40 protein-coding genes are annotated in these 26,878 nt (G+C 36.7%); 38 read left to right on the top strand and 2 right to left on the bottom strand.

What is annotated here, in order from left to right; genetic code table 11:
- Window positions 1–80: 80 nt before the first annotated feature.
- Window positions 81–818 (top strand): 16S rRNA (uracil(1498)-N(3))-methyltransferase, encoded by a 738-nt coding sequence (locus tag NV349_RS15135; RefSeq protein WP_271910445.1) that lies wholly within the window; start codon window positions 81–83, stop codon window positions 816–818.
- 202 nt (window positions 819–1,020) lie between these two features.
- Window positions 1,021–2,094 carry a hypothetical protein gene (locus NV349_RS15130; protein ID WP_271910444.1) on the top strand — a complete coding sequence of 358 codons (1,074 nt, stop codon included), beginning with the start codon at window positions 1,021–1,023 and terminating at the stop codon, window positions 2,092–2,094.
- Between the two features lie 25 nt (window positions 2,095–2,119).
- Here NV349_RS15130 and NV349_RS15125 read toward each other — a convergent pair whose 3' ends face one another.
- Window positions 2,120–4,030, bottom strand: coding sequence for a recombinase family protein (locus NV349_RS15125; protein WP_271910442.1), 1,911 nt, complete (start codon window positions 4,028–4,030; stop codon window positions 2,120–2,122).
- 495 nt (window positions 4,031–4,525) lie between these two features.
- On the opposite strand from NV349_RS15125, the gene NV349_RS15120 reads away from it, so the two are divergent.
- Window positions 4,526–4,705, top strand: a complete 180-nt coding sequence (locus NV349_RS15120) for a hypothetical protein (protein ID WP_271910441.1) — start codon at window positions 4,526–4,528, stop codon at window positions 4,703–4,705.
- Between the two features lie 71 nt (window positions 4,706–4,776).
- On the opposite strand, the gene NV349_RS15115 is transcribed toward NV349_RS15120, so the two are convergent.
- Window positions 4,777–5,142 carry a helix-turn-helix domain-containing protein gene (locus NV349_RS15115; protein WP_271910440.1) on the bottom strand — a complete coding sequence of 122 codons (366 nt, stop codon included), beginning with the start codon at window positions 5,140–5,142 and terminating at the stop codon, window positions 4,777–4,779.
- Window positions 5,143–5,391: 249 nt separating this feature from the next.
- Here NV349_RS15115 and NV349_RS15110 point away from each other — a divergent pair, with 249 nt between their 5' ends.
- The 35 genes from NV349_RS15110 to NV349_RS14940 all read left to right on the top strand — a co-directional run bounded on the left by NV349_RS15110 (window position 5,392) and on the right by NV349_RS14940 (window position 26,840).
- Window positions 5,392–5,547 (top strand): hypothetical protein, encoded by a 156-nt coding sequence (locus tag NV349_RS15110; RefSeq protein ID WP_271910438.1) that lies wholly within the window; start codon window positions 5,392–5,394, stop codon window positions 5,545–5,547.
- A gap of 276 nt (window positions 5,548–5,823) precedes the next feature.
- Window positions 5,824–5,997, top strand: a complete 174-nt coding sequence (locus tag NV349_RS15105; protein WP_271910436.1) for a hypothetical protein — start codon at window positions 5,824–5,826, stop codon at window positions 5,995–5,997.
- Window positions 5,991–6,341, top strand: a complete 351-nt coding sequence (locus tag NV349_RS15100) for a hypothetical protein (protein WP_271910434.1) — start codon at window positions 5,991–5,993, stop codon at window positions 6,339–6,341. Before NV349_RS15105 ends, NV349_RS15100 begins: the two co-directional genes overlap by 7 nt.
- 131 nt (window positions 6,342–6,472) lie before the next feature.
- Window positions 6,473–6,628 (top strand): DUF6906 family protein, encoded by a 156-nt coding sequence (locus NV349_RS15095; RefSeq protein WP_271910432.1) that lies wholly within the window; start codon window positions 6,473–6,475, stop codon window positions 6,626–6,628.
- Between the two features lie 241 nt (window positions 6,629–6,869).
- On the top strand, window positions 6,870–7,799 hold the full coding sequence (locus NV349_RS15090) for a rolling circle replication-associated protein (protein WP_271910430.1): 930 nt from the start codon (window positions 6,870–6,872) through the stop codon (window positions 7,797–7,799).
- Window positions 7,774–8,244, top strand: a complete 471-nt coding sequence (locus NV349_RS15085; RefSeq protein ID WP_271910429.1) for a hypothetical protein — start codon at window positions 7,774–7,776, stop codon at window positions 8,242–8,244. Before NV349_RS15090 ends, NV349_RS15085 begins: the two co-directional genes overlap by 26 nt.
- Window positions 8,245–8,259: 15 nt before the next feature.
- Window positions 8,260–9,783 (top strand): PcfJ domain-containing protein, encoded by a 1,524-nt coding sequence (locus NV349_RS15080; RefSeq protein WP_271910428.1) that lies wholly within the window; start codon window positions 8,260–8,262, stop codon window positions 9,781–9,783.
- Window positions 9,780–10,637: a DUF3102 domain-containing protein gene (locus tag NV349_RS15075; protein ID WP_271910426.1), complete on the top strand. Its 858-nt coding sequence runs from the start codon at window positions 9,780–9,782 to the stop codon at window positions 10,635–10,637. Before NV349_RS15080 ends, NV349_RS15075 begins: the two co-directional genes overlap by 4 nt.
- Complete coding sequence (locus tag NV349_RS15070; RefSeq protein ID WP_271910425.1) at window positions 10,634–10,861, top strand: hypothetical protein; 228 nt, start codon at window positions 10,634–10,636, stop codon at window positions 10,859–10,861. The genes NV349_RS15075 and NV349_RS15070 overlap by 4 nt, the downstream gene beginning before the upstream one ends.
- On the top strand, window positions 10,858–11,229 hold the full coding sequence (locus tag NV349_RS15065; protein ID WP_271910424.1) for a hypothetical protein: 372 nt from the start codon (window positions 10,858–10,860) through the stop codon (window positions 11,227–11,229). Before NV349_RS15070 ends, NV349_RS15065 begins: the two co-directional genes overlap by 4 nt.
- Window positions 11,230–11,409: 180 nt before the next feature.
- A complete protein-coding gene (locus NV349_RS15060) occupies window positions 11,410–12,132 on the top strand; it encodes a hypothetical protein (protein ID WP_271910423.1) in 723 nt (240 codons plus the stop codon).
- A gap of 32 nt (window positions 12,133–12,164) precedes the next feature.
- Window positions 12,165–12,533 (top strand): hypothetical protein, encoded by a 369-nt coding sequence (locus tag NV349_RS15055; RefSeq protein WP_271910422.1) that lies wholly within the window; start codon window positions 12,165–12,167, stop codon window positions 12,531–12,533.
- Window positions 12,534–12,577: 44 nt separating this feature from the next.
- A complete protein-coding gene (locus NV349_RS15050) occupies window positions 12,578–12,901 on the top strand; it encodes a hypothetical protein (protein WP_271910421.1) in 324 nt (107 codons plus the stop codon).
- Window positions 12,902–12,906: 5 nt separating this feature from the next.
- Window positions 12,907–13,158, top strand: coding sequence for a hypothetical protein (locus NV349_RS15045; RefSeq protein WP_271910420.1), 252 nt, complete (start codon window positions 12,907–12,909; stop codon window positions 13,156–13,158).
- Between the two features lie 20 nt (window positions 13,159–13,178).
- Complete coding sequence (locus NV349_RS15040) at window positions 13,179–13,517, top strand: hypothetical protein (protein WP_271910418.1); 339 nt, start codon at window positions 13,179–13,181, stop codon at window positions 13,515–13,517.
- Window positions 13,510–13,668, top strand: a complete 159-nt coding sequence (locus NV349_RS15035) for a hypothetical protein (RefSeq protein WP_271910416.1) — start codon at window positions 13,510–13,512, stop codon at window positions 13,666–13,668. Before NV349_RS15040 ends, NV349_RS15035 begins: the two co-directional genes overlap by 8 nt.
- 92 nt (window positions 13,669–13,760) lie before the next feature.
- Window positions 13,761–14,204, top strand: a complete 444-nt coding sequence (locus NV349_RS15030; RefSeq protein ID WP_271910414.1) for an ArpU family phage packaging/lysis transcriptional regulator — start codon at window positions 13,761–13,763, stop codon at window positions 14,202–14,204.
- Window positions 14,201–14,782, top strand: coding sequence for a tyrosine-type recombinase/integrase (locus tag NV349_RS15025; protein WP_271910413.1), 582 nt, complete (start codon window positions 14,201–14,203; stop codon window positions 14,780–14,782). Before NV349_RS15030 ends, NV349_RS15025 begins: the two co-directional genes overlap by 4 nt.
- 274 nt (window positions 14,783–15,056) lie before the next feature.
- Complete coding sequence (locus tag NV349_RS15020; protein WP_271910412.1) at window positions 15,057–15,326, top strand: hypothetical protein; 270 nt, start codon at window positions 15,057–15,059, stop codon at window positions 15,324–15,326.
- 43 nt (window positions 15,327–15,369) lie between these two features.
- On the top strand, window positions 15,370–15,603 hold the full coding sequence (locus tag NV349_RS15015) for a hypothetical protein (RefSeq protein WP_271910411.1): 234 nt from the start codon (window positions 15,370–15,372) through the stop codon (window positions 15,601–15,603).
- A gap of 180 nt (window positions 15,604–15,783) precedes the next feature.
- Window positions 15,784–16,362: a hypothetical protein gene (locus tag NV349_RS15010; RefSeq protein ID WP_271910409.1), complete on the top strand. Its 579-nt coding sequence runs from the start codon at window positions 15,784–15,786 to the stop codon at window positions 16,360–16,362.
- Window positions 16,325–18,139, top strand: coding sequence for a phage terminase large subunit family protein (locus tag NV349_RS15005; protein ID WP_271910407.1), 1,815 nt, complete (start codon window positions 16,325–16,327; stop codon window positions 18,137–18,139). The genes NV349_RS15010 and NV349_RS15005 overlap by 38 nt, the downstream gene beginning before the upstream one ends.
- Before the next feature lie 3 nt (window positions 18,140–18,142).
- The gene (locus NV349_RS15000; RefSeq protein WP_271910406.1) at window positions 18,143–18,376 is read left to right on the top strand and encodes a DUF6148 family protein; all 234 of its coding nucleotides are present in this window, start codon (window positions 18,143–18,145) and stop codon (window positions 18,374–18,376) included.
- 18 nt (window positions 18,377–18,394) lie between these two features.
- Window positions 18,395–19,969 (top strand): phage portal protein, encoded by a 1,575-nt coding sequence (locus NV349_RS14995; protein WP_271910405.1) that lies wholly within the window; start codon window positions 18,395–18,397, stop codon window positions 19,967–19,969.
- On the top strand, window positions 19,959–20,972 hold the full coding sequence (locus NV349_RS14990) for a head maturation protease, ClpP-related (RefSeq protein ID WP_271910403.1): 1,014 nt from the start codon (window positions 19,959–19,961) through the stop codon (window positions 20,970–20,972). The genes NV349_RS14995 and NV349_RS14990 overlap by 11 nt, the downstream gene beginning before the upstream one ends.
- A gap of 15 nt (window positions 20,973–20,987) precedes the next feature.
- Window positions 20,988–21,359 (top strand): head decoration protein, encoded by a 372-nt coding sequence (locus NV349_RS14985; protein ID WP_271910402.1) that lies wholly within the window; start codon window positions 20,988–20,990, stop codon window positions 21,357–21,359.
- 3 nt (window positions 21,360–21,362) lie between these two features.
- On the top strand, window positions 21,363–22,391 hold the full coding sequence (locus NV349_RS14980) for a major capsid protein (protein ID WP_271910400.1): 1,029 nt from the start codon (window positions 21,363–21,365) through the stop codon (window positions 22,389–22,391).
- A 13-nt stretch (window positions 22,392–22,404) separates the two neighbouring features.
- A complete protein-coding gene (locus NV349_RS14975; RefSeq protein WP_271910398.1) occupies window positions 22,405–22,770 on the top strand; it encodes a DUF7210 family protein in 366 nt (121 codons plus the stop codon).
- Window positions 22,763–23,095, top strand: a complete 333-nt coding sequence (locus NV349_RS14970; protein ID WP_271910396.1) for a hypothetical protein — start codon at window positions 22,763–22,765, stop codon at window positions 23,093–23,095. Before NV349_RS14975 ends, NV349_RS14970 begins: the two co-directional genes overlap by 8 nt.
- Before the next feature lie 12 nt (window positions 23,096–23,107).
- Window positions 23,108–23,659, top strand: a complete 552-nt coding sequence (locus tag NV349_RS14965; RefSeq protein ID WP_271910394.1) for a phage tail protein — start codon at window positions 23,108–23,110, stop codon at window positions 23,657–23,659.
- Window positions 23,656–24,144 (top strand): TroA family protein, encoded by a 489-nt coding sequence (locus NV349_RS14960; RefSeq protein ID WP_271910392.1) that lies wholly within the window; start codon window positions 23,656–23,658, stop codon window positions 24,142–24,144. Before NV349_RS14965 ends, NV349_RS14960 begins: the two co-directional genes overlap by 4 nt.
- A complete protein-coding gene (locus tag NV349_RS14955; RefSeq protein ID WP_271910391.1) occupies window positions 24,134–24,439 on the top strand; it encodes a hypothetical protein in 306 nt (101 codons plus the stop codon). The genes NV349_RS14960 and NV349_RS14955 overlap by 11 nt, the downstream gene beginning before the upstream one ends.
- Window position 24,440: 1 nt before the next feature.
- Window positions 24,441–25,871, top strand: a complete 1,431-nt coding sequence (locus NV349_RS14950) for a phage tail sheath family protein (RefSeq protein ID WP_271910389.1) — start codon at window positions 24,441–24,443, stop codon at window positions 25,869–25,871.
- A gap of 18 nt (window positions 25,872–25,889) precedes the next feature.
- Window positions 25,890–26,411: a phage major tail tube protein gene (locus tag NV349_RS14945; RefSeq protein ID WP_239354916.1), complete on the top strand. Its 522-nt coding sequence runs from the start codon at window positions 25,890–25,892 to the stop codon at window positions 26,409–26,411.
- A gap of 27 nt (window positions 26,412–26,438) precedes the next feature.
- The gene (locus NV349_RS14940) at window positions 26,439–26,840 is read left to right on the top strand and encodes a hypothetical protein (RefSeq protein WP_271910386.1); all 402 of its coding nucleotides are present in this window, start codon (window positions 26,439–26,441) and stop codon (window positions 26,838–26,840) included.
- Window positions 26,841–26,878: the final 38 nt, after the last annotated feature.

Raw genomic sequence — 26,878 nt, 5'->3', positions numbered from 1 at the left:
CTGACTGAAGAAGCGCCAAATCGTAAGCCGTGTGCTTGTGATTTGGCGTTTTCCTGTCTTGCTAGAAAGGACTGTGTAGCATGCAACGTTATTTTATTGAAACAGCCATAGAAAATGCACGTATTAGCGGAGAAGATGCACGCCATATTGAGCGAGTAATGCGGATGAAGCAGGGCGACAAAATCGTTGTTGTTGCACAAAACACCGCTCATATATGTACAATCGAAGGGTTTGAAGGGGATGAGGTCGTGATTGAAGCGACTGGTCAAACAATACCTTCACCAGAGCTACCTATTTATGTAACAGTAGCTTGTGGCTTGCCAAAGGGCGATAAGCTAGAGCTAATTACACAAAAAGCGACGGAGCTTGGGATGTTTGCATTACAGCCATTTGAAGCTGAACGTTCCATTGTGAAATGGGACAAGAAAAAAGGGGCAAAAAAGCAAGAAAGATTACAAAAAATTGCTAAAGAGGCCGCAGAACAAGCCCATCGTACACATATCCCAGAGGTTTTTGAACCAATTACCTTTAAACAGCTCCTACAACAAATAGATCAATTCGATGCCGTTTTTATTGCAGATGAAGAGGATGCAAAGGCTGAAAAGCGCACAAGGTTTGCGGAGAAGCTAAAAAACGTGTATGATAAGAAGTCGAAATCAATGCTTATAATCTTTGGTCCAGAGGGGGGCATTTCTCGTCAAGAGTCAGAAGCGCTGTTACATGCAGGCGCTCAAACTATGTCATTAGGACCAAGAATTTTACGAGCAGAAACAGCGCCATTATACGCACTGTCTGCCATATCCTATGAATTTGAATGAAAGAGGTGTTCAGCCTTGTCAAAAGTGGCTTTTCACACACTTGGCTGTGGAGTAGTATATAAAGATATGATTGCGTAGGAATGCAGTAATATCAAGGTCTGGACAGCTTGGGAAAATCACTTAAAATGTTGGGTTTTAAGTGATTTTTTTCAAGTCCTATTTCATTATTTTAGTGACAATGTAATATTTAGGAGGTATAAAAATGGATTTTAAGATGCTTCAAAATGGAGTGGATTCTTATAAATTTTCACTAGAAAATTACAAAAAATATATAAGCATAGATAATAAATACGACTCTGAAGCGGGTACATACTTAAAAGTAACAGTAATGTTCTTGCAGCATGCTTTAGAGATATTTAATAAAGCAATTTTAGCTGACCACAATGATTTATTAATATTTGATCTTAGTAAGTCGAATGATATTTTAAAAGTTATAAAGGAAAAAGAAAACTTAGGTTTAAAAGGTTCTTTGCATAAGTTTGTTTCGTTAGTTCAAAAATACGGAATTAAAACGATTAACTACGAAGAATCTGTTAATAGAATCGAATTTCTATATGATTTAAAAGATTCTTGTACTGTTGAAACAATGAGGGAAATAAACAAAATACGTAACGCTATTACTCATTTTGCTTATATATCTGATTTGAAATTTTATAAAATAATGTTAATTATTGATAATGCCTATAGAATAATTGATGAGTTCTATCTGAATTATTTGGATATAGAATCCTTTGAATTATTTGATTATGATCTTATTGAACTAAAAGAATTATCATTAGATTTGTTAATAATCACTGAATTACAAATTATTGATCATTTTGAAACTTTGTACGACAATGAATTAGTATATATTCAAGATGTTTTCAGCCTATTGAAAAATGATAAACATTTTCAGGAAGAATGCGCAAAAAGGAATATTAAATTTGAAATAGAATGTCCGAAATATTTTCTTTCGAAATATTTTGATTTTTCGATTTTAAAAGCAGATGACGATGAACTAATTGAAAGTTTAGGAACAATCTTAATTCCAGCACAAGATACAGTTGCGTTCTTTGAGGAAACTACCAATTCGGTAAGAATGTTAATGCGATTTAATGGATTAGAGGTTTTACCTGAACTAATAGATAATAAGATAAATTTAGGAATAGAAAATTTAACTAGCCTAAGACATGGTTATAAATACAAATTGAATCCAAAAGCATACAAGACAACCTTAGAATTAGAATCATTGAAAAGAGTGCTATTGTCATATATTGATAGCATTTTGCAAAGATAGCACAAAAATCACTTAAATATTCTTTTTAAGTGATTTTTGTGCTGTTAAAATGATATTTTGTAGCTGTAGATTGTCCAGTTTTTATAACAATACCACGCTCGATTAATTCACTTAGTAATGTAAAAATCCCATCTCGTGAAATGTTTGTGGCTTTCTGAAGATTGGCACGAGAAGTGGGTCCGTTTTCTTTTAGGTAATCCAATATTGCGCCTTCGTAATTCTTGTATTGCATCCGAGCTGGTGCAACTGTTTTACTCTGTAATAATGATTTATACGCAAATATATGTGTAATACCATTTTTGAATGTAATTGATTGCACACGTTTATCTAATACTACGATTTTATCAATTATAGTGTGCATAAAATCGGATAAGGCTTCTCGCCCAACTACCTCCGATAACTCACGATAGTCTACGTTGCGGGCTTGCTGCATCTCTTTGGTAATTAAAAAATGTTGGGCATTATCAACAAAAACATCACTGGTTTTATCCTCATGTTTTTGTTTCAATGTATTAATTTCAGCATCAATTTCCTCCAAGCGCGCTTGAAGATCACGTTTTTTGAAAATATAATCCTTTTGGCTAATCCCATCTTCTTCCCCAAACAAATATAAATCTTCTAATCGAGTGAGCGCTCTTTCAAACTTCGCTTTTTCCTTTTGTAAACGTTCAACCTCAATATCTGAAATGTTAATTTCATCTTTTGTAGCTAAGGAGTATTCCTGGTCAGACATACTATTAGTGAGTGCAAAATAAGTTTCTTTTAATGATTCATTATCGATACCCACTACATCAATAAAAGCATTACCTCTAAGTAGAGAACGTTCCATGTCACGTAACGAATGTTTAGGTGTTATACGTTCTTGTAGCCTAATTAAATTTGAAACATAATTAAAAATAAATGGTCCGATGATAATATCACTAACGTAGTTGCTACATCGTTTTGCACCGCCAGAGGTAGCGCATGTATAACGAGAAGGACGATACCCATCTTGTCGAGCTACATCTAAGCCGGCTGTTAGTAGTGCGTTACATTTACCGCAGTATAGCATTTTGGAAAAGATGTGTTTATGAATATCGGCACGTTGGACATCTGTCAAACCTCGATAATTATCGGATAGCAGCTGGTTAACACGTTCGAATTGATCCTTTTCAATGATGCCAGGGTGATTATTTTCAACGACAATCCATTCTTCTTTGTTTTTTAGCCTTCTGCTACCACCACTTTCACGCATGTTGTAGCGGTATGTTCCTATGTAGAAGGGATTACGCAAAATATCACGTACAGTCTTTGCAGTCCATTGCCCATTTCGCTTTGTAGCAATATTTTCTTCGTGCAAACGGTATGCAACTTTAATTGTTGAACGTAAAGATTCATACAACTTGTAAATGTATTGAACAATTTTAGATTCATCTGGATCAACCACAGGAAACTTCTTTTCTTCTGACCATACATAGCCAATCGGAACAGTAGCGCCATTCCATAAGCCCTTTTCGGCACGAGATAGCATAATACCGAATACACGTTCAGCAGTTAATTTTCGTTCCAATTCAGCGAACACCAAAATTATTTTTAACATGGCTTCGCCCATAGCAGTAGAAGTATCAAACTGTTCGTTTTTCGAAACAAACGTTACTTTACATTCTTTTAATTCCTCATACATCTCGGAAAAATCTTTAAGATTGCGTGAGATTCTATCAATCTTCCACACAAGTAGATGTGTAAATTCCCCATTACGTATACGCTTCATCATTTCTTGATATTTGGGACGATCAGTATTTTTGGCAGAATAGCCTGCATCCTCGAAAATTTCAATATCTTCAATATTTAATGCATACTTAGCGTAATTTTCTAACTCTTGTCGCTGGAAAGGTAAAGAATCCTTATCAATCTGGTGTAGTGTACTTACACGTACATATAATGCTGCTTTTTTCAATAATATGGCCCCTTTCTATTAAGGAAAGAGCGAGGAAACTAGTAAACTCTTTCATATAGTATATTAATCATGGAGTGAACTAAATTTCAATATAATTTATATAGATTTGTTATTAATAACAAAAAAATTGAAAATCTTTGAAAAAATGGATAAATGACAGTAATTACATTGTGTCAAAATTTCACATAAATCGACAAAAAATAATATATCACTTACGGAGGAAATGTATATAGAGGAAAATATTTCTTCAAATGTCGAAGCTAGTCGTACAAAATAATTATGAATATTAGGTATTTGGATATAAAATATTATTAATACAATAATGTCGAATGTTGTCATTATTGAATATTATTAGATACATAATTTATTCTTGGATAAGAACATATGTTCTTGTATAATGAAATAAGAGGTGGTTAGAGAGAACAGAGTGCGAATAGTAAATATGACTGTTTGGTCGAATGGGTAGGTTAACGAAAAAACTACAGAGGTGATTGTATGCCAGTTAAAGATGAGTTGCGTCAAAGGTTTATAAAAATGACAGAAAATTACCAAGGGAATAAAATTGAGGAACATTCGGACATCATCGAAAAGGTATTACGAATTGATAATGAAAAGGCATTAGGCCTATTAAATAATTTATCAGATAAGTTTGTAAAAAAAGCAACTCACGATTGAGTTGCTTTTTTGTTCTTGTTAATAATTTTAACAATTAAGAATTAGTTCTAATTTGGGATATAAAAAATCTACTATTTTTTATCTTCTATCATTGTTTCTAAGAAATTCACTAAGATTTTTAACTGTCTATCATTCAATTTATTTGCCATAATCATTAACTCTTTAATACTGTCATTCCCCTTTAAAGTCGCTTCAGCAATAAGTTCAGCAAATTCCTCGTCAATAGCTTGTTCTGCAAACATATCACCTTTTTCAGTACGTAACCACTCTTCATTGACATAAAAAATACGACAGATATCGTCTATCAATCTATCTGTTATTCCCTTTGATCCGTTTTCTAAAGCGGAAATATGTGTTTGAGACAAATTCATTTTTTCAGCCATTTCTGCTTGAGTAAATCCCAAGTGTTTTCTAAGTAGTTTTAGACGCTCATTCAAGTTAGACCCACCCCCTTTTTTTATAATAGTACCTTATGAAATATTTCTTAGCAATATTTTTAATAGAAAAAGAGTTGACTTTTAATTCTAAGAAATATATATTTATTTCAAAGAGTTACAACAACCCAATGCTTACTAAATATTTTAAGAAGATACAAAAACTATCTATACCAGAGGTGATTGTATGAGTTGGTTATTAGTTAGGTAAAGAGGCGATTTTATTAAATCTGAGTGAAAGGAGTGAAATAAATGAAAAAGAACAGTAAAAAAGAAGAGGTTATGAAAGAAGTTCTAGAGCTATTTCTGAAATTGAATGAAGATCAATTGAATCTTACTAGAGGGGTAATGACAGGGATGATGTTAGAACAATCACTAAAAGAAGATAAAAAAGAAAAAGTGTCCTAAGAATGAATGAGTTGAGATGCTTGAGTTGGAAAAATAGGAATGACTTGTTTTGTAAGGATAAAAAACAAGAGACATTTGCGAGTACAATGCTCGCTCATGTCAAGCAACTTGTAAAAAGGGCTTGACCCTCATGTTGATAATTTACAAGTTGCTTGATGTGAAACATCATACATAAAAAACTAATGCGCTGTGATACCGAGCCAATGACGGTATAAATATTCGGACTCATAGCTGAAGGGACGGTAGCAACGTCAAATCCTTTTCGGGAGGTAAAAAATGAAAGCTGTAGAGAAAACTCAACTAGAAAAAATCAAAAAAGCATTAGAAAAATACGGAATTTTCAATGAGGAACAGTTGAATGAAGCAATTAAAAATATGAAACCTTTAAATATTGGATGTATGGTTTCCCCTGTTCCATCTAAAAAAGTATTGGAGGAACAAGAATGTTAGGACAATTACAAAATGCTTATAGACAGGCATTGAGAAACCTGGTGTTTGTGGATTTTGTAAATAAAAAAGTTATAGGTGGATTTGATGTACTGGAACTGGAATTAGCAAAAGAAAATGCATGCTGCAAGGATTTAATAACAGCGATTAATCACCATTTTCGCAGAGGTGACTTTGATTTAGCGAAGGAGCGGATCGATGCTCTGAGAAAAAGAGCTGATTATATCAATCGATTAGAAAATCAGGTTAAAGCATATCGAAGAAATAAATTGTTTGAGATTGCTAGTCAACTAGAAAAACGAGGGAAAGAGTCTAAAGTGGTGAAGTATGATGCAAGTCCTAGTTAAAGGCATAAAAAAGCTGCTTAATCGCTCCAACGATTAAACAGCAAACGAAATTTGACTTAATGAAAGTATAACAAGAAGCAGAGTTAGTGTCTAGTAACTGCCATCCGAAAATTGGAAGGGGGTGTCTACTAATGAAACAAGGTCACAATTTAACAAGAAAACAAAAAATGCATATTGCTAGTTTAAGGTTGAATCCTGATAACTGGCTAATTTGTAAGAAACAAGTTGAAAGTTGGTTGATTGTTCATCGATTCACAGGGCGAACACGCGTTATACCAGCACCATGAATAAAAGCCTTTGCAGAGTGTCGCTAAGGCTTAAAAACAGAAATAAAAAAAGCCGTACTGGACTCCTGGAAAAAGTAAGCGCGGCTCTTTTTTGACTATTGCTATATAACCTATTTTCAGAATAGCACGTATTGTAGCACTAGTCAATTAGCGGACTTGTAATGGGTATTAAGTTTACGACCAACCATAAATATCCAACAGGTAGTTAGTAGATTAGATAAGTGGTTAGGAGGATTACACCATGATGCAACAATATAGTGCGGAAGATTATGAAGATCTATTTGCGATAGATAGTAGCGCTTATGAAGATAGCATTGAGGAGCGTATTGAGAGATTACGTGATAAGCAAGTTAGTAAGTATCGCGTAAAAACAATAAGAAGTGGAGATATGTTGGAGGTAGAAGCATACCCAATTTGGGCTATTCCAGTAGGAAAGCGCGGTAAAAAGGAAGGTAGTAGCAGCAAGTCTCAACAAAATCTGAATGACAAAAATACTAAAAAACGATTAATCAGAAAGGCGCACGTTAACTTCACTGATAAGGATATGTGGGCAACTTGGACATATTCGGATGGGAAATTGCCTGCTGATCATGAACAAGCGAAAAAAGATATGCAAAATTTTATTAGACGTCTAAAACGTTGGCTAAAGAAGCAGAAGAAATATGAAAATTTTGAGTTGAAATATATCTATGTAACAGAGTTTGATAATGCAGGAAAAAAAGTGCGTGTTCATCATCATATGATTACAAACTTTCCTAGTAGGGATGTAGCAGAAGATTTATGGAATAACGGGGGCATAGTTCAAACACGTAGATTACAGCCTAATGATTTTGGGCTAGAAGGATTAGTGCGTTACATCACAAAGGACAAGAGCAAGAATCCTACAAAACGTTATACAGTTAGCAGAAATCTGAAAGAGCCCAAGGTGTCGATTGCTGATAGCAAAATGACTCGTAAGCGTGCTGAACGTATTGCTACTGAAGAAATCTGTGCACAGGAACTATTCGAAAAAATGTATAAAGGCTACAAATTCAATGACATACAGGTTAACTATAGCGAGTTTGTGAGTGGGGCGTACCTATATGTGCGAATGAAGCGGATTGATAGCCCTATCAAAAGAAAAATTAATCGTGGAGGCGATAAGGATGGAGAAGAAGGACCATCACATTGAAATGATTCAGGAAGGGCAAATGAACATTTTTGAAGCGGATTACCAGGAGAAGGAACAGGAGGCATTAAAGATGGTTGAACAAGCGATGGCGAAATTAGGCGCAGAACTTAGAGTGGAAAGGGTTAATCCATATATTGCGGCAGTAGGTAATTTTCTGATGGATTTTTTAAAGGACAATCCATCGTCAGCTGAAAAGTTTATGGCTGAAGGTAAAACGATCATTGGCAGCATGAAGGAAGTGCGTAAGGAAGCTGAAAAGGCACAAGTGAATAATTGCGGAGTGTTAACTAGTGATCAAGGTTTTGAGATTGTACTTAAATATTTTGACATCACTACAGGCGACAAACCAATTAAACAAATAGACGTTCCGAAAGCTACTAATTCAGTTAATTTATCAGGTGGAGCAGCCCCACGTTTTGAAGCTTCGCTAGATGAATTTCTGTAAGGAGGTGAATTATTTATGAAGGAAGAAGCAAAGCGTTTATTAGCTCATTTCCCTACCTCTGTTAGCGAGGAACTTAAAGAGTACGTTATTGAAGATGTGTTAAAAAGCAGTCGATATTTATTTGTAAAAACGGTAGCGGGGTTACAACAATGCTATTGCACACACTGTAAACAATCTTTCTATAGCAATTCTGAAGATAAAGATAACAAATTTAAACACAATGAATTACGAAAATGTGAGAAATGCAATTCGAGATGTATGGTTAAACAAGCTGGTAGAGGGCGTTCTAAACTTTATGATGCTGCTTATGTGGAATGGTATGAGAAATCCGCCATGGACTCAAGTGTTTTGATCGCGAGACGAATTTATGTCGCTAGGAATTATTCTGGTGATTATACCAAGGTTGAAACTAAGTTTTTTGATAAGATTTATTATATTTTTGGGCCAGAAGAAACAACAATGTTTACTCTACGTTCTTTCGCTGGAAAGGTTAATGTATACAAGCAGAAAACAACATTTTCACCTTCGACAAACATGAAAAAATACGAAAGTATAAAAAATATCCAAGAAGCTGTAAAAAATACAACGTTACATTACAGTCAATGGGAAAAATACACAAATTATGATTTATTGAAGTTTTTCGGTCTAGCTAGTAAGTATCCATCCGTTGAATTATTAACGAAATTTGGTCTCAAATCCGTTGTTGAAAGTAAATTAACTGGGAGAAACACCTATAGGACAGTCAATTGGCGAGCGAAGTCACTTGAAGGTTTGTTTAAACTGAATAAATCTGATATACGGGCTATTAGAGATAGCAGTCATTCTTGGGAAACAAGCTGGCTTTACATCTTGCAACAATTAAGGGGTGAAAAGTCAAGGGTGAAAGTAGAAGAAGTGGGGGATATTTGTTCGCAACTAGGGTTGAATAGTAGGGTTGATGACATCAAGAAATTGAGAGAACACGCTTCACTTCAAAAAATACTTACTTATGCGTTGAAACAGGCAAAGCGGAGCAAAAGTTACTTTGCGGGTTATGTGTTTGTAGAATGGTTAGATTATTTAGATGCATGTCAACAACTCGATATGAAACTCAATGAGAGGCTATTTTTTCCTAAAAACCTACATGAAGCTCACCAACAAACAACGGGCCAAATTAAAGCTATAGAAGATGCTGCTTTAAATGAAAAAATAACTAAAAGGGTCGAGGAATTGAGTAAATATGAATTTGAATATTCAGGCCTTATTATACGTCCATTCTTTAATAGCAAAGAAATAGTAGAAGAAGGGAAAGTACTTGAACACTGTGTCGCTAGAAATTACATGAAAAGTTATGCGGAAGGGAAAACGGATTTATTTGCTATTCGAAAAAAATGTACTCCCTACATTCCGTTCTATACGGCTGAATTAGATGTAAAAAAGAAAGGTGTTAGACAGGTTAGGGGTTTCGATAATGATCCACCAACCGATGAGGTTAATAAATTAATGGAAGTGTTCGAAGAAGTCATGTTCAAAAAAACGAAAGTGAGGGAAGTGGTATGACGCAATTAATCACGGAACGATCTACTGATGTTATTGCAGCTGAGATAAATGCCATTAAATTTCAAACACAAACAATGATGCTGCAGGCATCTTCTGAAATAGGAAAAAGACTTATTGAGGCTAAAGAGCAACTACCTCATGGTGAGTGGGGCAATTGGTTAAAAGAAAATGTAGAGTACAGCCAATCAACGGCGAATAACTTAATGCAAATCCATGTAGAGTATAGTTCAAATTCCCAAGCGTTTGGGAATTTGAGTTATTCAAAAGCGGTTGCCTTATTAGGAATCGATGCGGAAGATCGAGAGGTATTTTTGCAAGAAAACGATGTTGATGAAATGTCTACACGAGAGCTTCAAAAGGTGATTAAGGAGAAACAGAAACTTGAAAAAGAAATGGCCAAGCGTGAAGCGGATGCCATAAAAGAAAAGAGTCTGTTAGAAAAGGATATTCAGGACCTTAAACAACAGTTAGAAAATGCTCAAGAACAATCTGTTGAGAATGAGGTTTCGGAAAAAGAGATTAATAGGTTAACGCAAGAGCTGGCCGTTGCTGAGTCCAGGGCGAAAAAGTTAGAAGAGAGCTTGAAAGCCAAACCAATCGAAGCGGCAACTGTTGAAGTTGTGCCAGAAGATATTCAAAAAGAGTTGGACCATCTTCGGAGCAAAATGAATGAGTCAACGGATCCTGCGGAGATAAAATTCAAAATCCGTTTTGAGTCATTGGTAAACGAATTTGATTTAACATTGCGCTCGCTTGACGGAATTGGGGATAGCGAAACTAAGGCCAAGTATACAAATGCTGTTCATAAATTGATGGACAAAATGCGCGCTACCTTAGAGGGAGGGGTGTCATGATGGCAGGACTGTACTGGAGTGCTACACAAGGAGGATATATTAAGTGTCCTGTTGAGGGTTGCAACCATATAGGTATCGTTATTACAGCAGCCCATTGTCGAATTGAACATGGTATGACTCGAGAGGAAGTAAAAGAGAAATATGGCCAACCTAAAAATATTTCAAAGTCTAAAAAACAAAAAGAGGCTAGTGAAATGCGTTCTAGTGGGGTGGGGCATTGGTGATGGACGTTGTAAAAGTAAAAATATATCTTTGCAAAGAAAATGAGGTGCTTTTTTCAGAGAAAGATACTTGGCATGAAAATGAGTGTAATTGTAAAACAGTTCATTACGCTACAGCAGAGGTGGGAAAGGAATTGAAATGGTCTAATGGGGCTGAATGGGGTAAAATCCATCATCCCCATTTAGGAGAAGTAATGACTTACTGGAATCCTGAAAGACCTTGCTATGACACATGGACTGCTCCTGTAATCAATGAAGATGGCGAAATCATTTGTTACAGATTTGACCAAGACGAAGGATGTTGGGCTTTTGATGATGGCTGCGAGAATTTAGGTTTGTATAACGGAATTGATACCTGTAAATTCGGCTAACGTTAGAGATTCAGAAGCGGAAAAAGGGTCACTGAGCTGGTAGTGACCCTGAAAAGAGAGAGGCAGTGGCGGTCAACTAACGCCACGGCAAGTGTGTGCGAAACACTCGATTTTAATTTATGCAAAATAAGATTACCTATACATTATTTTGAGGAAGGCGTCAGGAAGGAGGGTGATAGCGTGAAAGAATCTGATTTATTTGAACCATTAAAGGAGTTCTTGTATCAAAAAATGGGTTGCCAGCAAGTATATGCTGAGGTCAGTGATATTGATGTGGTAGGCAAACATGGAAACGTTTATGTAGGTGTAGAAATGAAAACATCGCTGAATTTCAAAGTGATTGAGCAAGCAATAAGTCGCAAGGGCCTAGTTGATTATGTATTTATTCTTGTACCAGAGCCGAAAAATCAACATCGCGAATTTATCTTAGATTGGATCAAGGGATTAGGCATTGGTTTAATGTATTATACTGCAAATCGAAAAACCTTAGCAGAAATAAATGGTGTAAGAATAGTTCATTGGGGAAAGAGGCAACGACCATCCAAACATTATCATATTGCAGATCGTATCAATGATGAAATTCATTTGATGAATATAGGTGGTTCTAAGGGTGGAGAAACAATAACGGAATATAAGCTCACAATCGAGAAAATAAAAGAATGCTTATATTTTCATCGTACAGGGCTGACTATTGATGAGCTTCTGGATAACGTGCAAACTCATTACGCTAATCCTAAACCGTCCACAATGGCTACGTTGAGAGCCAAATGGAATGAAGATTGGCTAGAAATTTTCAAAGAGGATAAAAAACTAAAATATCGCATGAAAGAATCTTATCGTGAAAGTTACTGGGAGGAGCATAAAGAACGACGTGCAGAAATCAGAGCTAGGAATCGTTCTTGAAAGATATTGTTCAGAGAGGTAGATGAAGATAGATGGATTTACTTTATGTTTATATTTGTGATGCTTGCGATAGTATTCATCACAGTAAAGAAGAAATCTTGTATTGCGATAAAGAATCGTGTGATGGGTTGTCTGTAAAATTAAGGTTTAAAGCATCGGTTGTGGTAGGTCAATGTTTGGAATGGGAAAATGCAGATGAATGGGGAACCTTGGAACTTCCCGAAAACGCAACTATTCAAACAATGTATATGGGTTGTAAAAGTAGTCATGATGTATACTCTAAGCCTTGGGTGGATGCTGAAGGTGAGATATATGCAGATCGTCTCTGTTTAGACTCAAATCAATTTTATGAAGGCGAACATGTTGGTACATTTGAAAGTTTTCATAGTTTAACAATTTAATGTGCGAATTAATCGCACAATATTGTGCAGAAGGGAGAATGAAAATGAACAACAATTATCCGCGGATTAACGAGGAAGTAGTAGCCATTTTGGAAGCAGCGAAAGAAGAAGTAACATTTGAAGGTACAGTTCTTGAAGGGAAGGAGCGAAAATATACAGTAATCAAAATAGTTGATTTAGTTAAGTACAACAGCGAGTTTGCTTTAAATGAGGTAGCGCCATTTCTGGACGCATTGTTGGGCAATATCGAAGCGGGACGTGAGAAAGATGGGAAAAAGCCGTTTAATTCTTATGTCGTGATCAATACTGACGAACCTTGGATTGATGAGATAGTAGAAGTAATGAAACGAAACGGCGCCTGGGACTAGTTAGTATGGAGATCAAAACTATTACATTACCAACGTTGGACGAAATGGATGTAATGACCTTGACTGAGTTAAAAGAATGGGCCATAAAATTGCAGCCTTTTTATATTACGCGATCTGAAATTAGTGAAATTTATGGATATGAAGAATATAAAAAAACGATAAGGTATTTATGGTTTGATAGGATGTCTGAAAACATTGAGAACGGAATAAATCGTTGGGAAAGAGTTGCAGATTATCCTAAAGTTAATGAAAAATAAGAGCAAATGGAGTTGAATATATGGGGGTAATAATAGGCGGTAAACGCTTGTGTGGGAAAACAACGGATTTAATAAAAAGATCGAATAAAGAATGGTTGTATATCGTTGTTGCTAACAATCAACATGCCGATAATATCGTTCGGTTGGCCAGAGAGATGGAAATTGATATTCCATATCCCATAACTTTTGATGAGCTGCCTTTAAGCCCAAGGAGTAAAATAAAAGGTGTGCTTATCGATGAGATAGAAATAGTGTTAGAACAATTGGTGCACAGACCGATAATTGCAGCTTCAACCTCCTATGAAATGATTGAAATGGACTCATTAATAGAGAATAAAGGGGGAGTAATGCATGAATGAAAAAACGGAAGATGGTGTCTATATTGTACAAGAAGGAGAAATAACAAAACTTGAACCAAGGACACATGGTCAAGACGTTATTTACTGGAAAAATGAACAGGTGTTAGATGTAGAAAGAACACAGCGTATACGGATTAAAAGAAGTAAATAATGGTCCTTACGGAAGAACCGACGGACAGCAGGCGCAATGTAGGAGCATTGTGTTTGCTGTTCTTTTATTTTTAAAGAAAGGTGGCCACTACTATGATAGAGATTTTGCAAAACATTGATGGAGAAGCGACACAAAAGGAGATTGAAAACATATTTAGACAATATCGAACTTACATGTTGACGACACCTGATGATTTTATGCCTTCAATCACAGCAAAATATACGTTAGAAATGCCGACTTTTTCGAATGTTAAGCAGTCCAGTGTGGAAGGGGCAGCCATCGAATGTGTAGATAAAGAAAAAGAGTATGAGAGATTCTTTGCTTGGTTTAATAGAGGCCTGAGTAGATTAACATCTATAGAACGACGTATAGTCACGTTGGCCTTTTTAGAGACAGAACCAATGTACAACTATGAAATCTATACAGAACTTCGCATGTCTAAAAGCAAATATTACCGTTTGAGGAATCGTGCTTTATATAAGCTGGCAATAGGGTTAGGTATTGAAGTGTATCAAGTGGCTGAGGTGGTACAATGAATTTTGTCCAACCCATACGTGATATTGATAAAGTGATAGAAGTACAATCGTTTTTAAGTAATAGAAATAGCCGTGATGAATTATTGTTTTGTTTTGGTATTTATACAGGGTTACGTATTAGTGATATATTGCCCGTTAAGAAGATTGATGTGTTTAATAAAGATGTCTTCTATGTAACTGAAATAAAGACAAAGAGATCAAGAAAGAAAAGCCGTAAATACACAACTAAAAGACGGGTTCCTATAGTTCCCCATTTAAAGAAAATGATCGCTTTATATTGCAATGACTTGGATATGGATGATTATTTGTTTAAATCAAGGCAGGGGCGTAACCAACCGATAACCCGTGTTAGGGCATATGATATTTTAAGAGAAGCAGCTGTAGCGTGTGGATTAAAAGAAATAGGGACACATACGTTGAGAAAAACGTTTGGGTATCATATCTATCAAGAAACAAAAGATGTGGCTTTGCTACAAGACATATATGGTCACAGTGCCCCATACATAACTTTAAAGTATATAGGGGTCAACCAAGATGCAATTGATCGAGCATACGGCAAATTAGACTTTAGAGGATAAAAGCAATCTGTAAATTGGATTGCTTTTTTATTTTGGGCTTTTTCGGAAACTGTAAGTTGCGGATAACATTTCAATGATTTAGTGAGATAAAGACATAGCTTCAAATATGTACTGTAAATGTCAAATGGGAAAGGAGAAGAGAAGTGTTGGTATATATAGGTTTTTGAACATCAAATGACGTTAACAGAATATATGTTATGTTAAGGTGGTGGATGTGTGAATAAAGCTGTGGATAGGCTGGAAAAGTATAACGGAAAATAATAGTGGAACAAAAATGGAACAATTATGGGACACTATTGGAACACTTTCCAGTTTTATCTGTGCTAGTATGTTAGTGTGTGATAAATGGATATGGTCAAGTGAAAGGGGCGATGCAATGAATAGATATGATGAAAGATGCCCTGAGTGTGGGAGCGAAGAAGTGAGTCAAAAAGTTTTTGTTAAGACACCTGGAGGATGTGTATGTGCTGATTGTGGCACAACCTATGTTAAAGATATAGGACTCTCTAATTTAATTAAATCAGATGATTTAAAGTCACGGTGATACAAGCTGTGACTTTTATTATGCCTTAAAGGAGATGCTAATTATGCCTGATAAACCAAGAATAACTGGAGTACCATCTAGTAATGTTGCTAAGTTAGATACACGTAATGAATATGAAAAGAGCATTGAAAAAATGAAAGAGGTATTACCGTATGCAATTGAAGAGTGGGATGCGAAGGCAACCTTTCTTAAACATAAATACGATGGATTAATTAAGAAAGGATTCACTGAGCAGCAGGCATTAGCAATCATTAAAGATAGACCTATATTTGAGTGATGGGTAAGCAATTCAAGTACTTGCTGTATGGCTTTTTTATATATTTAGGTTCTCCTGGCCATATATAAGAAGCCTGCGGGTCTCGCGAGCCCCAAAAACGGTCTAGATATATGCTGAAAATAAGTGTTCCTTCCGTCCGCGAGATGGTCAATGTTAATTAGAAGAAAATGGGGTGAGGAAATGTCAGAAACAGCAAAGACGAAACTAGATGATAAAACAGTTGTGAATACAAAAATTATCTCTAAAATGTTCAATATGACAGAACGGAATGTTAGATATTTAGTTGATGATGGTGTCATCGCTCGTATTGCTCATGGACGATATGACCTCATTGACACTGTAAGTCGATATGTAACATTCTTGAAGATGTCTTACGATGGAATCGACGAGAGTAAAGTAATGGAATCTCTAGAATATGAAAAGTGGCTTCACGAAAAAGCTAAACGAGAGAAAGCTGAAATTGAGCTTGCTCATATCAAGAAGGAAATGCACAAGGCTGATGAGGTTGAAAAGGTGCTTAATCATATGGTGATGTCTTTCCGGTCAAAAATGCTATCGTTACCTTCTAAAGTAGCACCATTGTTAGCAAGTAAGGATGATCCGAAAGCTATTGAGGCTCTGTTAGAAAGGGATATTAACCAAGCGTTAATTGAGTTAGCTGAATATGATCCTTCTATGTTCTTTACTGAAGACGATGACGAGGAAGTTGAAGTTGTAGGTGATGATGATGGTCCGAAAACAGACCATGAAATTGTTTAAGAAAGTTGCGAGACTTGTCGCACCACCACCTAAATTAACTGTTTCGCAGTGGGCAGATAAACATAGGGTGTTATCTAAAGAATCTTCTGCAGAACATGGGAAATGGGATACAGACCGTGCACCTTATCAACGTGAAATAATGGATGCGGTCAATGATCCAGAGACTGAGGAAATTGTTGTGATGTCATCTGCCCAAGTTGGTAAATCAGAAGTTATTAATAACATCGTTGGCTATCATATCGACTATGATCCTTCACCAATGCTGCTAATGCAGCCTACGCTTGAAATGGCAGAAGCCTATTCTAAGGATCGTATTGCGGCAATGATACGAGATACACCTTCTTTATCAAAAAAAGTTAATAGTCCAAAAGCGAAGGATGGAAACAACACTTTACTTCAAAAGAAGTTTGCTGGTGGACATCTTACTTTAGTGGGGGCGAATTCACCTGCAAGTTTAGCATCACGGCCAGTACGTATTGTTTTAGCTGATGAAGTGGACAGATTCCCACCATCTGCAGGAACTGAAGGAGATCCATTATCCCTAGCTCAGAAACGAACTAAGACTTTTTGGAACAGTAAATGGATTTCGGTTTCTACACCGACAGTTAAAGGTGCATCACGTATTGAAGCGGAGTATGAAGAAAGTACGAAAGAAGAATGGTGTGTTTCTTGTCCGAGTTGTGGAAAGTTTCAACCCTATGTTTGGTCTCAAATACGTTTTGAAACAGTAACGATGGAATGTATGGGTTGTAAAGAACAACATACTGAAGTCGAATGGAAAGCACGTCCTGGTAAATGGATTGCACGAAATGTAGAGGCAAAGAAACGTGGATTTCATTTAAATGCACTAGCATCCCCTTGGGAAAAATGGGCAAAGATTATCGATGAGTTTAAAGAGGCCAAACGAAAAGGTACAGAGACCTTAAAAACATGGGTCAATACAACGCTTGGTGAGTCATGGGAGGAAAAAACGAATGACCAAGATCATGATAAACTCATTTCCCGACGTATCCGTTATGAATGTGAAGTACCAAAGGACGCATTAGTATTGACAGCTGGAGTCGATGTTCAAGATGATCGATTAGAAGTTGAGGTGGTTGGATGGGGTATTGATGAAATTTCATATGGTATTTACTATAAAATCTTTTATGGTGATCCTGGTCAAGAGGCTGTATGGAATCAAGTCGACTCTTTCTTAATGAAGGACTTTATACGTAATGATGGTGTGAATTTAAGTATATCAGCTGCATGTGTTGACTCTGGTGGGCACTACACAAATGAGGTCTATGATTTTTGTAAAGCTAGAGAACATCGGAGGATATTTGCCATCAAAGGGAGAGGTGGGCCAGGTATTGCTTTTATCAATAAACCTTCAAAAGTAGGAAGGCAATCAATCCATTTATTCTCGATTGGTGTAAATGAAGGTAAGGATATAATTTATTCTCGATTAAAAAATGAATTTGAAAATAAGCCTGGTTATTGTTTCTTCCCTGTAGAAAAGGAGAAGGGATATGACGAGGCTTATTTTATTGGATTGACATCAGAGCGAAAAGTAACTCGTTTTTTTAAAGGTGCCATGAAAATAGAATGGGTTAAAAAATCTTCAGGTATTCGGAATGAACCCCTTGATTTGAGGAATTATGCATTAGCAGCCCTTCGGATATTAAACCCAGACATGAAGTTTCTTGCTGAAAACAATTTGACAGGAAACGTATTTAATCAAGTTACCAAAAGAAAGAAAAAACGTAGACGTGGCGTTTTATCGAAAGGAGTGTAGTTAATGGCTTTTACAGTTCAGGAATGTCGAGAGCGTCTGCAAATGTGGTTAGCGGCTGAATCTGCTATTGCCAGTGGACAAAGCTATGCAATTGATGACAGACGTTTAGAACGTGCTAATTTAGCCCAGGTAAGAGAGCAAATAAGGTTTTGGCAAAAAGAACTAGCCAAGGCGGAAGCGGCTTCACAAGGGCGCAATAGACGGAGAACCATTCGAATCATGCCACGAGATTTATAGAGAGGGGGATAGTCGAAAATGAATATGATAGACCGTGCAATAGCCGTTGTATCACCAGTTCGAGCTGTGAAACGTCAAGTAGCACGTAAACAACTAGATATATTGAACACTGGCTATTCCAATAGTGGTGCTAGTAAACAAAAGAAATCAATGCGGGGATGGCGGTCAAAAGGCGGCTCTACGAAAGAAGATATTGACGAGAACTTAGAAATGCTACGAGAGCGATCACGCGACTTGTATATGAATACCCCACTAGCTACAGGTGCGTTGAAAACCATTCGTACAAATGTTGTTGGGTACGGTTTAGTGTTAAATAGCCAAATAGACCATGAATTTTTAGGTATAACTGAACAACAAGCAGATGAATGGGAAACGCATGTTGAAAGAGAATTCTCTTTGTGGGCAAAGTCGTTGATGTGTGACTCAATGCAAATGCACAATTTTTATGAGCTTCAGCAAATTGCGTTTTTGTCATTTCTGGCAAGTGGAGAAACATTTGTGACGTTACCACACAGGTACCATAAGGAGCATTGGTATGGGTTACGGGTACAGTTAATTGAAAGTGATCGCATATCAAGTCCAACAAATGCATCAAAGAACATTATTAATGGTGTTGAACTAGGGACTTTTGGTGAAGTTGCAGCCTATCATATTTGCAATATACATCCTTTATCAATGGACTCTGGCAAAAAAGAATGGAAACGTGTTGAAAAGTTCGGGAAATTAAGCGGACGTCAAAATATCTTGCACCTTATGGAATCTGAACGACCAGAACAAAGGCGTGGAGTCCCAATATTAGCACCAGTAATTGAAAGCTTAAAACAATTAGATCGTTATAGTGAAGCAGAATTAACAGCTGCTCTGATTTCATCACTAATGACGGTATTTATTGAAACTACTGAAGATGAAGATGGTTCTGGTCAAGTTATTGGTGAAGGAATACCTGAAGAAGAACAGGTTGATCAAGAGGATGATATGACAGTGGAACTTGCAGCAGGCTCTGTAATAGCGTTAAATCCAGGTGAAAAGGCAAATATGTCAAATCCAGCACGGAATAATGCCTCTTTTGATCCATTTGTAACAGCAATCATACGTCAAATGGGTGCAGCACTAGAAATTCCATATGAGGTTCTTGTTAAGCATTTTACTTCGAGTTATTCAGCTTCAAGGGCAGCATTGCTCGAGGCGTGGAAGATGTTTAAAATGCGTCGAGAATTCATTGCAAGTCGCTTTTGCCAACCCATCTATGAAGAATGGTTGACAGAGGCCATTTTAATAGGTCGCATTCATGCACCTGGTTTTTTGGAAAATCCATTAATAAGGCAAGCTTATAGTACTGCTGAATGGAATGGACCATCACAAGGACAGTTAGATCCACTCAAAGAAGTAAATGCAGCGATTAAACGTGTGGAAGCGGGCTTTAGTACGAGAGCGCGAGAGACGGTAGAAATGACAAGTGGTAACTTCTGGCGTAATCATTACCAACGAGTACGTGAGGAAAATGCTAGACGAGATGCTGGACTTGATTTGGCGTATTTAGAGGCCTTGAAAGTTCTTCAGGAGAAGGAGGTGAAAGAAAACGATGAAGATTGAGATTAAGGGACCAATTATCAATGATGCAGACCAGTGGATTTATGACTATTTCGCAATTCCTGCAACGAGTCCAGGTAAAGTAAATACGGCTATTGATCGTGCCTTACGAAACCAAGATGGGGAGTTACTTGTAGTTGTCAATTCAGGTGGTGGATCTGTTTTTTCTGCAGCTGAAATCTATACGGCTTTAAAATCCTTTAACGGAAAAGTTAAAGTTCAAATTGTAGGTATGGCAGCAAGTGCAGCTAGTGTCATTTCCATGGCAGGACAACACGTAGAAATGTCTCCAGTAGCTCAGTTGATGATTCACAACGCTTTAACTGGTGCATGGGGAGATTACAACGAAATGGATGCTACGAGTGACTTTTTACAAAAAGTCAATCAAACAATTACCAATGCATATCGTTCCAAGACTTCTAAAACAGCAGAAGAGTTATTACAAATGATGAATCGTACAACTTGGATGACTGCTAGTGAAGCAAAGGAAAATGGCTTTATTGATGCCATCATGTTTGAAAACGAACTAGATGCCGTAGCTAGTATTGAACACCCTTCACTAGTGGAAGGTGCTATTCCTAAAAGTGTGTTAGATCAACTTCGCCAACAACTAAAGGTGGACCCCATGAATTCGACAATGAATTCAATTACTCAAAACGAGAGAGGAAGTCAAAAGATGGACTTAGAGACATTAAAAAATGAGCATCCAGAGCTTGTTAATCAAATTGAAAAAGCAGCTGTAAATAATGAACGTCAACGCATTCAAGACATTGAAAATATATCACAGCCTGGTACTGAAGCTATTGTAAACAAAGCGAAATTTGAAACAGGTGCTTCAGCTGCAGACACAGCAATGGAAATTTTGAAAGCACAAAAAGAACAAACACAACAACAGCTACAAAATCGTATTGCGGATGCAAAGCCATTAAATCAAATTGAAGCTTCAGAAGCACCTACACCAAATCCAGATGCTGAAGTAGATAATTTGCTTGATGACATTTTATAAAGGGGGAATCAAAAAATGTATGCACTAGAACATGAGAACCTATTAGCAGGCTTTCAAGATAAAGTAGTAACAGAGCCTATCAAAGTTGCAGCTGAACAAGAGTTATCAGTAGGACAAGTATTTGCGCTGGATGCCGAAGGGGAAGCCGTTGCGATGACTAAAGAAAGCGTACCAACAGAAGTATACGGAATTATGGCCGATGCTGTAGCGACTGCTGCAGGTGAAACAAAAGCAGCTGTGTGTTACAAACGTGGCGAATTTAACTCACGAAAGATCATCTTACCAACAGATTCAAATGTTATTGAATATAAAAAAGCATTAAGTAATATTGGGATTACATTACGCGATACAATTGCAGCAATTCCACAAACGAAAGGTGAGGAATAATCCATGGCAGTAGATTTATTTGAACCACGCACAATGTTAAAGTTTGTTAATCGCATGCCGAAAGCTACCACGTTTTTACGTGATAAGTTTTTCGAACATAAAGAATTTTCGACTACTGCAAAGGTCGATGTAGATATTAAAATTGGGGGCTTGAAAGTCGCACCATATGTAAGTGAAAAAATTGGTGGTAAGGTTGTTGAAAATAGTGGGTATCGTACAGAAACATTTTCTCCTCCTCTTGTTGCACCTCTTAAAGTGACAACAGCAGCTGACATACAAAAGCGTTCTATGGGAGAAAACCTTTATTCTTCACAAACGCCAGATCAACGAGCTGCTAGAAAGTTACTGGATGATCTAGAGGACTTAGACCAAATGGTTACACGCCGTGAAGAATTAATGTGTGCACAAGCAATTTTCAATGGAGAAATTGATGTAAAAGGTGATGGTATCGAAAAATTAATTTCATTTGGCCATACCAATCGCGAAACGTTGTCAGGTGCAAATTTATGGTCTGCAGGAACTTCGACTAAATTGGACGATTTAAAACGTTGGCGCAAAACTGTACAAGAAACAGGATTTGTGAATACAGACCATGTGATTATGGCAAGTGATGTAGCAGATGTGCTATTGAAAGATGAGGAAATCTTAAAGCTTTTAAATATCCGTAATGTTACTATTGGCCAAATTGCCATTAATGAGTTGCCTTCAGGTGCCACATACATTGGCTATCTTTCGGAAGTGGGATATTTATATTCTTATAACGCTCATTATTTCAATGAAGAGACGAAAAAAGCAGAGCCTTTAGTGCCAGCTGGTTCACTAGCTTTACTTTCATCTGAAGCTGATTTCTCTATGGCATATGCGGCCATTACAATTATTAAAGATAAAGATAATTTTACAACATACGAAACAGAACGTGTGCCTGATACGTGGGTTGAGAAGAATCCTGATCGTAAAATGTTACAACTAAGCTCAAAACCACTACCAATTCCAAAAGAAATTAATAGTTGGTTTGTTGCGAAAGTCCTTTAAGGAGGGATAGTACATGATTAGAGCAAAGCAAGCTATTCGACACAACAATGTCACGTATAAAAAGGGTGACATTATAGAAGGGTTAACAGAATCCGAAGAAAACCGTTTAGTCCGTTTGAAGTCTGCTGAATATGTCATTTCACCTGAAGAGGAATTAAAAAAGCAACAAGTGGCCAATGATGTCAAAGTGATTCCGCCAGATGTATTTGAAGAATTCCGTTCTGCACTTGATGATGAATATAATGCTGAAGGATTGAAACGCGAAGCGAAAGAAGTAGGTGTTGATTTAACGGGTTTAACACGTAAAGATGATATTATCGAAGCTGTCATTAGACAAGGGAAAGCTGATTTGTTATTAGAGGATGATCACGATGAATAAGACGTTTAAAGACTTCATTTTGGAGGATTTGGACGTTTTTTTTAATGTCGATGAAATGGCCGATGAACATGAATTAGATGGCCAAAATTTAGATTTAATAGTTGTAGACAGCAGTTTAGAAGATTTAAGAGGCTTTGGACGTGATCAATTAGATGCTTCGCAAGAAATATTTAAGGTTTATAAAACTGTTTACGTTAAAAGTAGTGATTTTTATATCCCTAAAGTTGATAGTGAATTAATTTTAGATGGCCAAGGCTATTATGTTGAAGAAGCAAAAGATCAGAATGGAGTTATTAAAATTGTTCTGTCAGCCCACGAAAGTTAGGGGGTAGATTTAATGATCCAAATAAGACTTGAAAACGTTGAAAGAATTGAACGGTTATTTGAAAACACGCCACGAGAAGCTAAAATCGTACTCTGGCGTGCTATCAATCGTTCAGCAACGGCAGTAAGAACTCGTAGTAGTGTAGCAATCCGTAAGTATTATATTGTTAAAGCTGAGGATGTTAAGAAACGAATTAAAATTCGGAAAGCAACTGCTAACAGTCTTTCGGCTCAAATACGAGCAAGTGGTCCGGTAACACCCATTATGAAATTCGATGTAAGACCTTCTTCTCCAAAAAATGACCAGGTAACAGCGCGTGTTTTAAGGCAAGGTTCGAGAAAGAAAATTGACAATGGGTTTGTTACAAGAACTGGAAATGGACATGTAAACGTATTTACTCGTGTAGGAAGAAGTCGCCTTCCTATACAGGGTAGATATGGACCTTCCATAGCGCAAATGATGGGGAAAGATGTACTTATTGAAGATATTATTGATCGCGGCCAAACAGTCCTTAACAATCGAATAGAGCATGGTTTAGATCGACTGTTAAGAGGAGGAGCATGATGTTAAATACTACTCTAATTGATGATCTTGTAGATTTTCTGAATGAGGCATTAAAAGAAATGCGATTACCTACAAAAGATGAAAATATAGAAAAAGCCCCAACTGTGTATGATGGTTATTTACCACCTAAAAAGAACTCTTCTCGAAGAGGAGATGAAACAGAGCAGGAGGACTATCCTTTTGTTATAGTTCGTTATTTAGGGGAAGAGGACCAACAACATAAAGAAAATGTGACAACACTAAAGTTAGTAATTGGAACATATAGCAGAGATGAGCAACATGGTTGGCGTGACACATTAAATGTCATGAACAGAATTAAAATATCATTGGGAAAAAAGCGAGTAGTTGGAGCTGCATCCATAACAGGCACAATAAGCATGGCATTATTTGAGGAACAAATGAAACCGATGTGGCATGGTGTCATGGAAGTGCAGTTTAACTTACCACAGGTAGCTTGGGAATGGAGTGTGTTAGATGACGATTAAAGTATCTGAAAAAGCATCACCAGAGAAGGTAGGGGATGCTATTAAAAAGACAAAAGAACAGCAAAAACAATTAATTTACGTTGGCCCACAGGTTAAAGGGGTACAACGTTTTTCTGTTTTTAAAGGCGGCTACCCTAAAAATTTAGAGGAACATATAGAAAAATGCACTGCATTTAAACAATTGTTTGTGCCTATTCAAGAATTGAACATGGTTCAAATGCGTTTAAATGATTCTAGTACAGTAGAATCAATGTTTTATAACAAGGTAATCGAATATTTTAAGGGAGTGAAGTAATATGCCGCATGGTTCACGCGTGTACGAAATGCCAACAAGCCCTGGTACACCTTCTGTAGTATCAAGTATTGTACCAGTTGTGTTTGGTACAGCACCTATTAATTTAACTGAGGGCATTGACAATGTGAATAGACCTATCAAATGCACCTCTTTGACAGATTTTAAAAAGAATTTTGGCTACTCGAAAGACTGGGAAAACTATGATTTATGTGAAGTAGCAGACGCAGCATTCGTGGAATTTGGCGTAGGCCCATTTGTCTTTGTGAACGTATTAGACCCTGCGGTGCATAAAAAGAGTGTTACACAAGAAGTTGTAACGATTGAAAATCAAAAAGCAACATTGAAAAGTGAAGGGATTCTGAAAAAATCACTAAAGTTGATTGTAGATAGTGTTACTTTAAAAGAGGATGAAGATTACATTGCTACTTTTAATGAAGATGGACTTTTAATGATTGCATTTTTAACAACTCAAACAGCTGTAATTGCTGAATATGATGTGGTAGATCCTTCACTTGTTACAAAAGAACATCTAATTGGTGGTTATGACATTGCAACAGGTAAAGCGTCTGGTTTGGAATGTGTTAATAAAGTATTTCCGCGTTTGCGATCAGTCCCAAGTCTATTACTTGCACCTAAGTTTTCATCAGATCCAGAAGTAGCTGCAGTTATGAGAGCAAAAGCAACTTCGATTAATACGTACTTTAAAGCAGTAGCCCTAACAGATGTTGATACAACGCAAACTGCAGTGTTCACAGATGTGTTCGAATGGAAAAATGATAATAGCTACACAGGTAAAAACGAAGCAGTTTGTTGGCCACTTGGTATGAGGAAGGACAAGGTGTATCACTTATCAACTTTATTAGCTTGTAACGTCTTAAAAGTTTGCTTGATAAACAACAACTATCCCTATGAATCTGCCTCAAATAAACCTATTCCGATTGATAAGATTGTTATCAAAAAAGGAAACAATTATGAAGAGGTTGAGTTAGAACCGAATCAGGCAGAGATTTTAAATGATCAAGGGATTGTAACAGCATTAAATTTCGTGAATGGATTTGTAACCTGGGGAAATTACACAGCAGCTTATCCAGATGTAACTGACGTGAAAGACAAATTCCACGCAACACGTATAATGCATAATTTCATTGGTAACTCGATTGTGCTAAAAACTTGGGAGAAAGTAGATGGCCCAATCCGCAGACGTTTGATTGATGAGATTGTAGACGAAATGAACATGTGGATGAATGGGTTACAAGGTGACGGAGCAATTATTGGTGGAAGAGTAGAAGCCCGCGCAGAAGATAATCCAAATGAACAATTACTAAATGGTAAAGTGGTTTTCCGTTATTATGTTGCTGAACCAACTCCAGCCCAAGTAATCGAAAACATTTTACAAGTGGATACGTCATACTATGACACCATTTTTAACTAAGGAAAGGGGGAAATATTAATGGCTAGAATACCTGAAAAAGTTAATGATTTTAGAGTATACGTAAATGGCAGTCCTGAACTAAAGGGAGTATCAGATTTACAATTACCATCATTAAATCCTAAAACTGAAACTGTAAGTGGCGGTGGGCTTATGGGGGAATATGATGCTCCAAACTTCAGTCACTTAGAATCAATGAAAGCTACTATTAACTGGCGAGTAATTAATGATGAGCTAATAGAATTTTTAAAACCAGAAGTAATAAAAGTTGATTTCCGAGTAGCAAACCAAGAATTAGAAGGGGCAAAAGGGAAACATGAATTTGGTGTTAACCGTATCGTTATACGTGGGATTCCAATGAATAATGACTTAGGAAAGATTGCGAAAGGTTCACCTTACGAAGGATCATCAGAAATTGAAGTTTTATATATTAAGATGGAATATAACGGCAAAACTTTAATTGAAATTGATAAATTGAATTATATTTACCGTGTCGGTGATGTTGATTATATGGAGAAATTACGTGCTGCATTAGGAATGTAAAAATGATATTGATAGGGGAGATTACTAATGAAAATCGAAAAACAAAATGCTGAAGAACAAGTACTTGTTCAAAAACAGGAAAATGAAAGTGTAGAAGAAAAGGCAGTTATTCCAGTAAGCGAAGTGAAAGCAAAATATGAAAATCCAGAAATCATTACAATACCAATTAAGCGTCCTGTCGAAATCGATGGGGCGCTTTTAAATGAAGTGAAGTTGGATTTCACTAGTATGACAGGAAGTCAAATTCTCAAAATTGATGCAGAGTTAAGGTCACAAGGTACAAGTTTTGACGATTTATGGAATCAAACAGTGCTTTTGAAACTGATGTCTAGAGCATCAGGAATCATTGAGGATGATCTACAGAAATTACATGGAGCTGATTATTTAGAGGTGTCCTTCCGAACAAGAAATTTTTTCATTCAGTGGTAGGTGGCGATGTCGCTAAGGAGTATAGAAAACTATTTATA

The sequence above is a fragment of the Lysinibacillus sp. OF-1 genome, from assembly GCF_028356935.1.
GTDB lineage: Bacteria > Bacillota > Bacilli > Bacillales_A > Planococcaceae > Lysinibacillus > Lysinibacillus fusiformis_D.
This window is presented reverse-complemented; position numbering and strand designations above follow the sequence as displayed.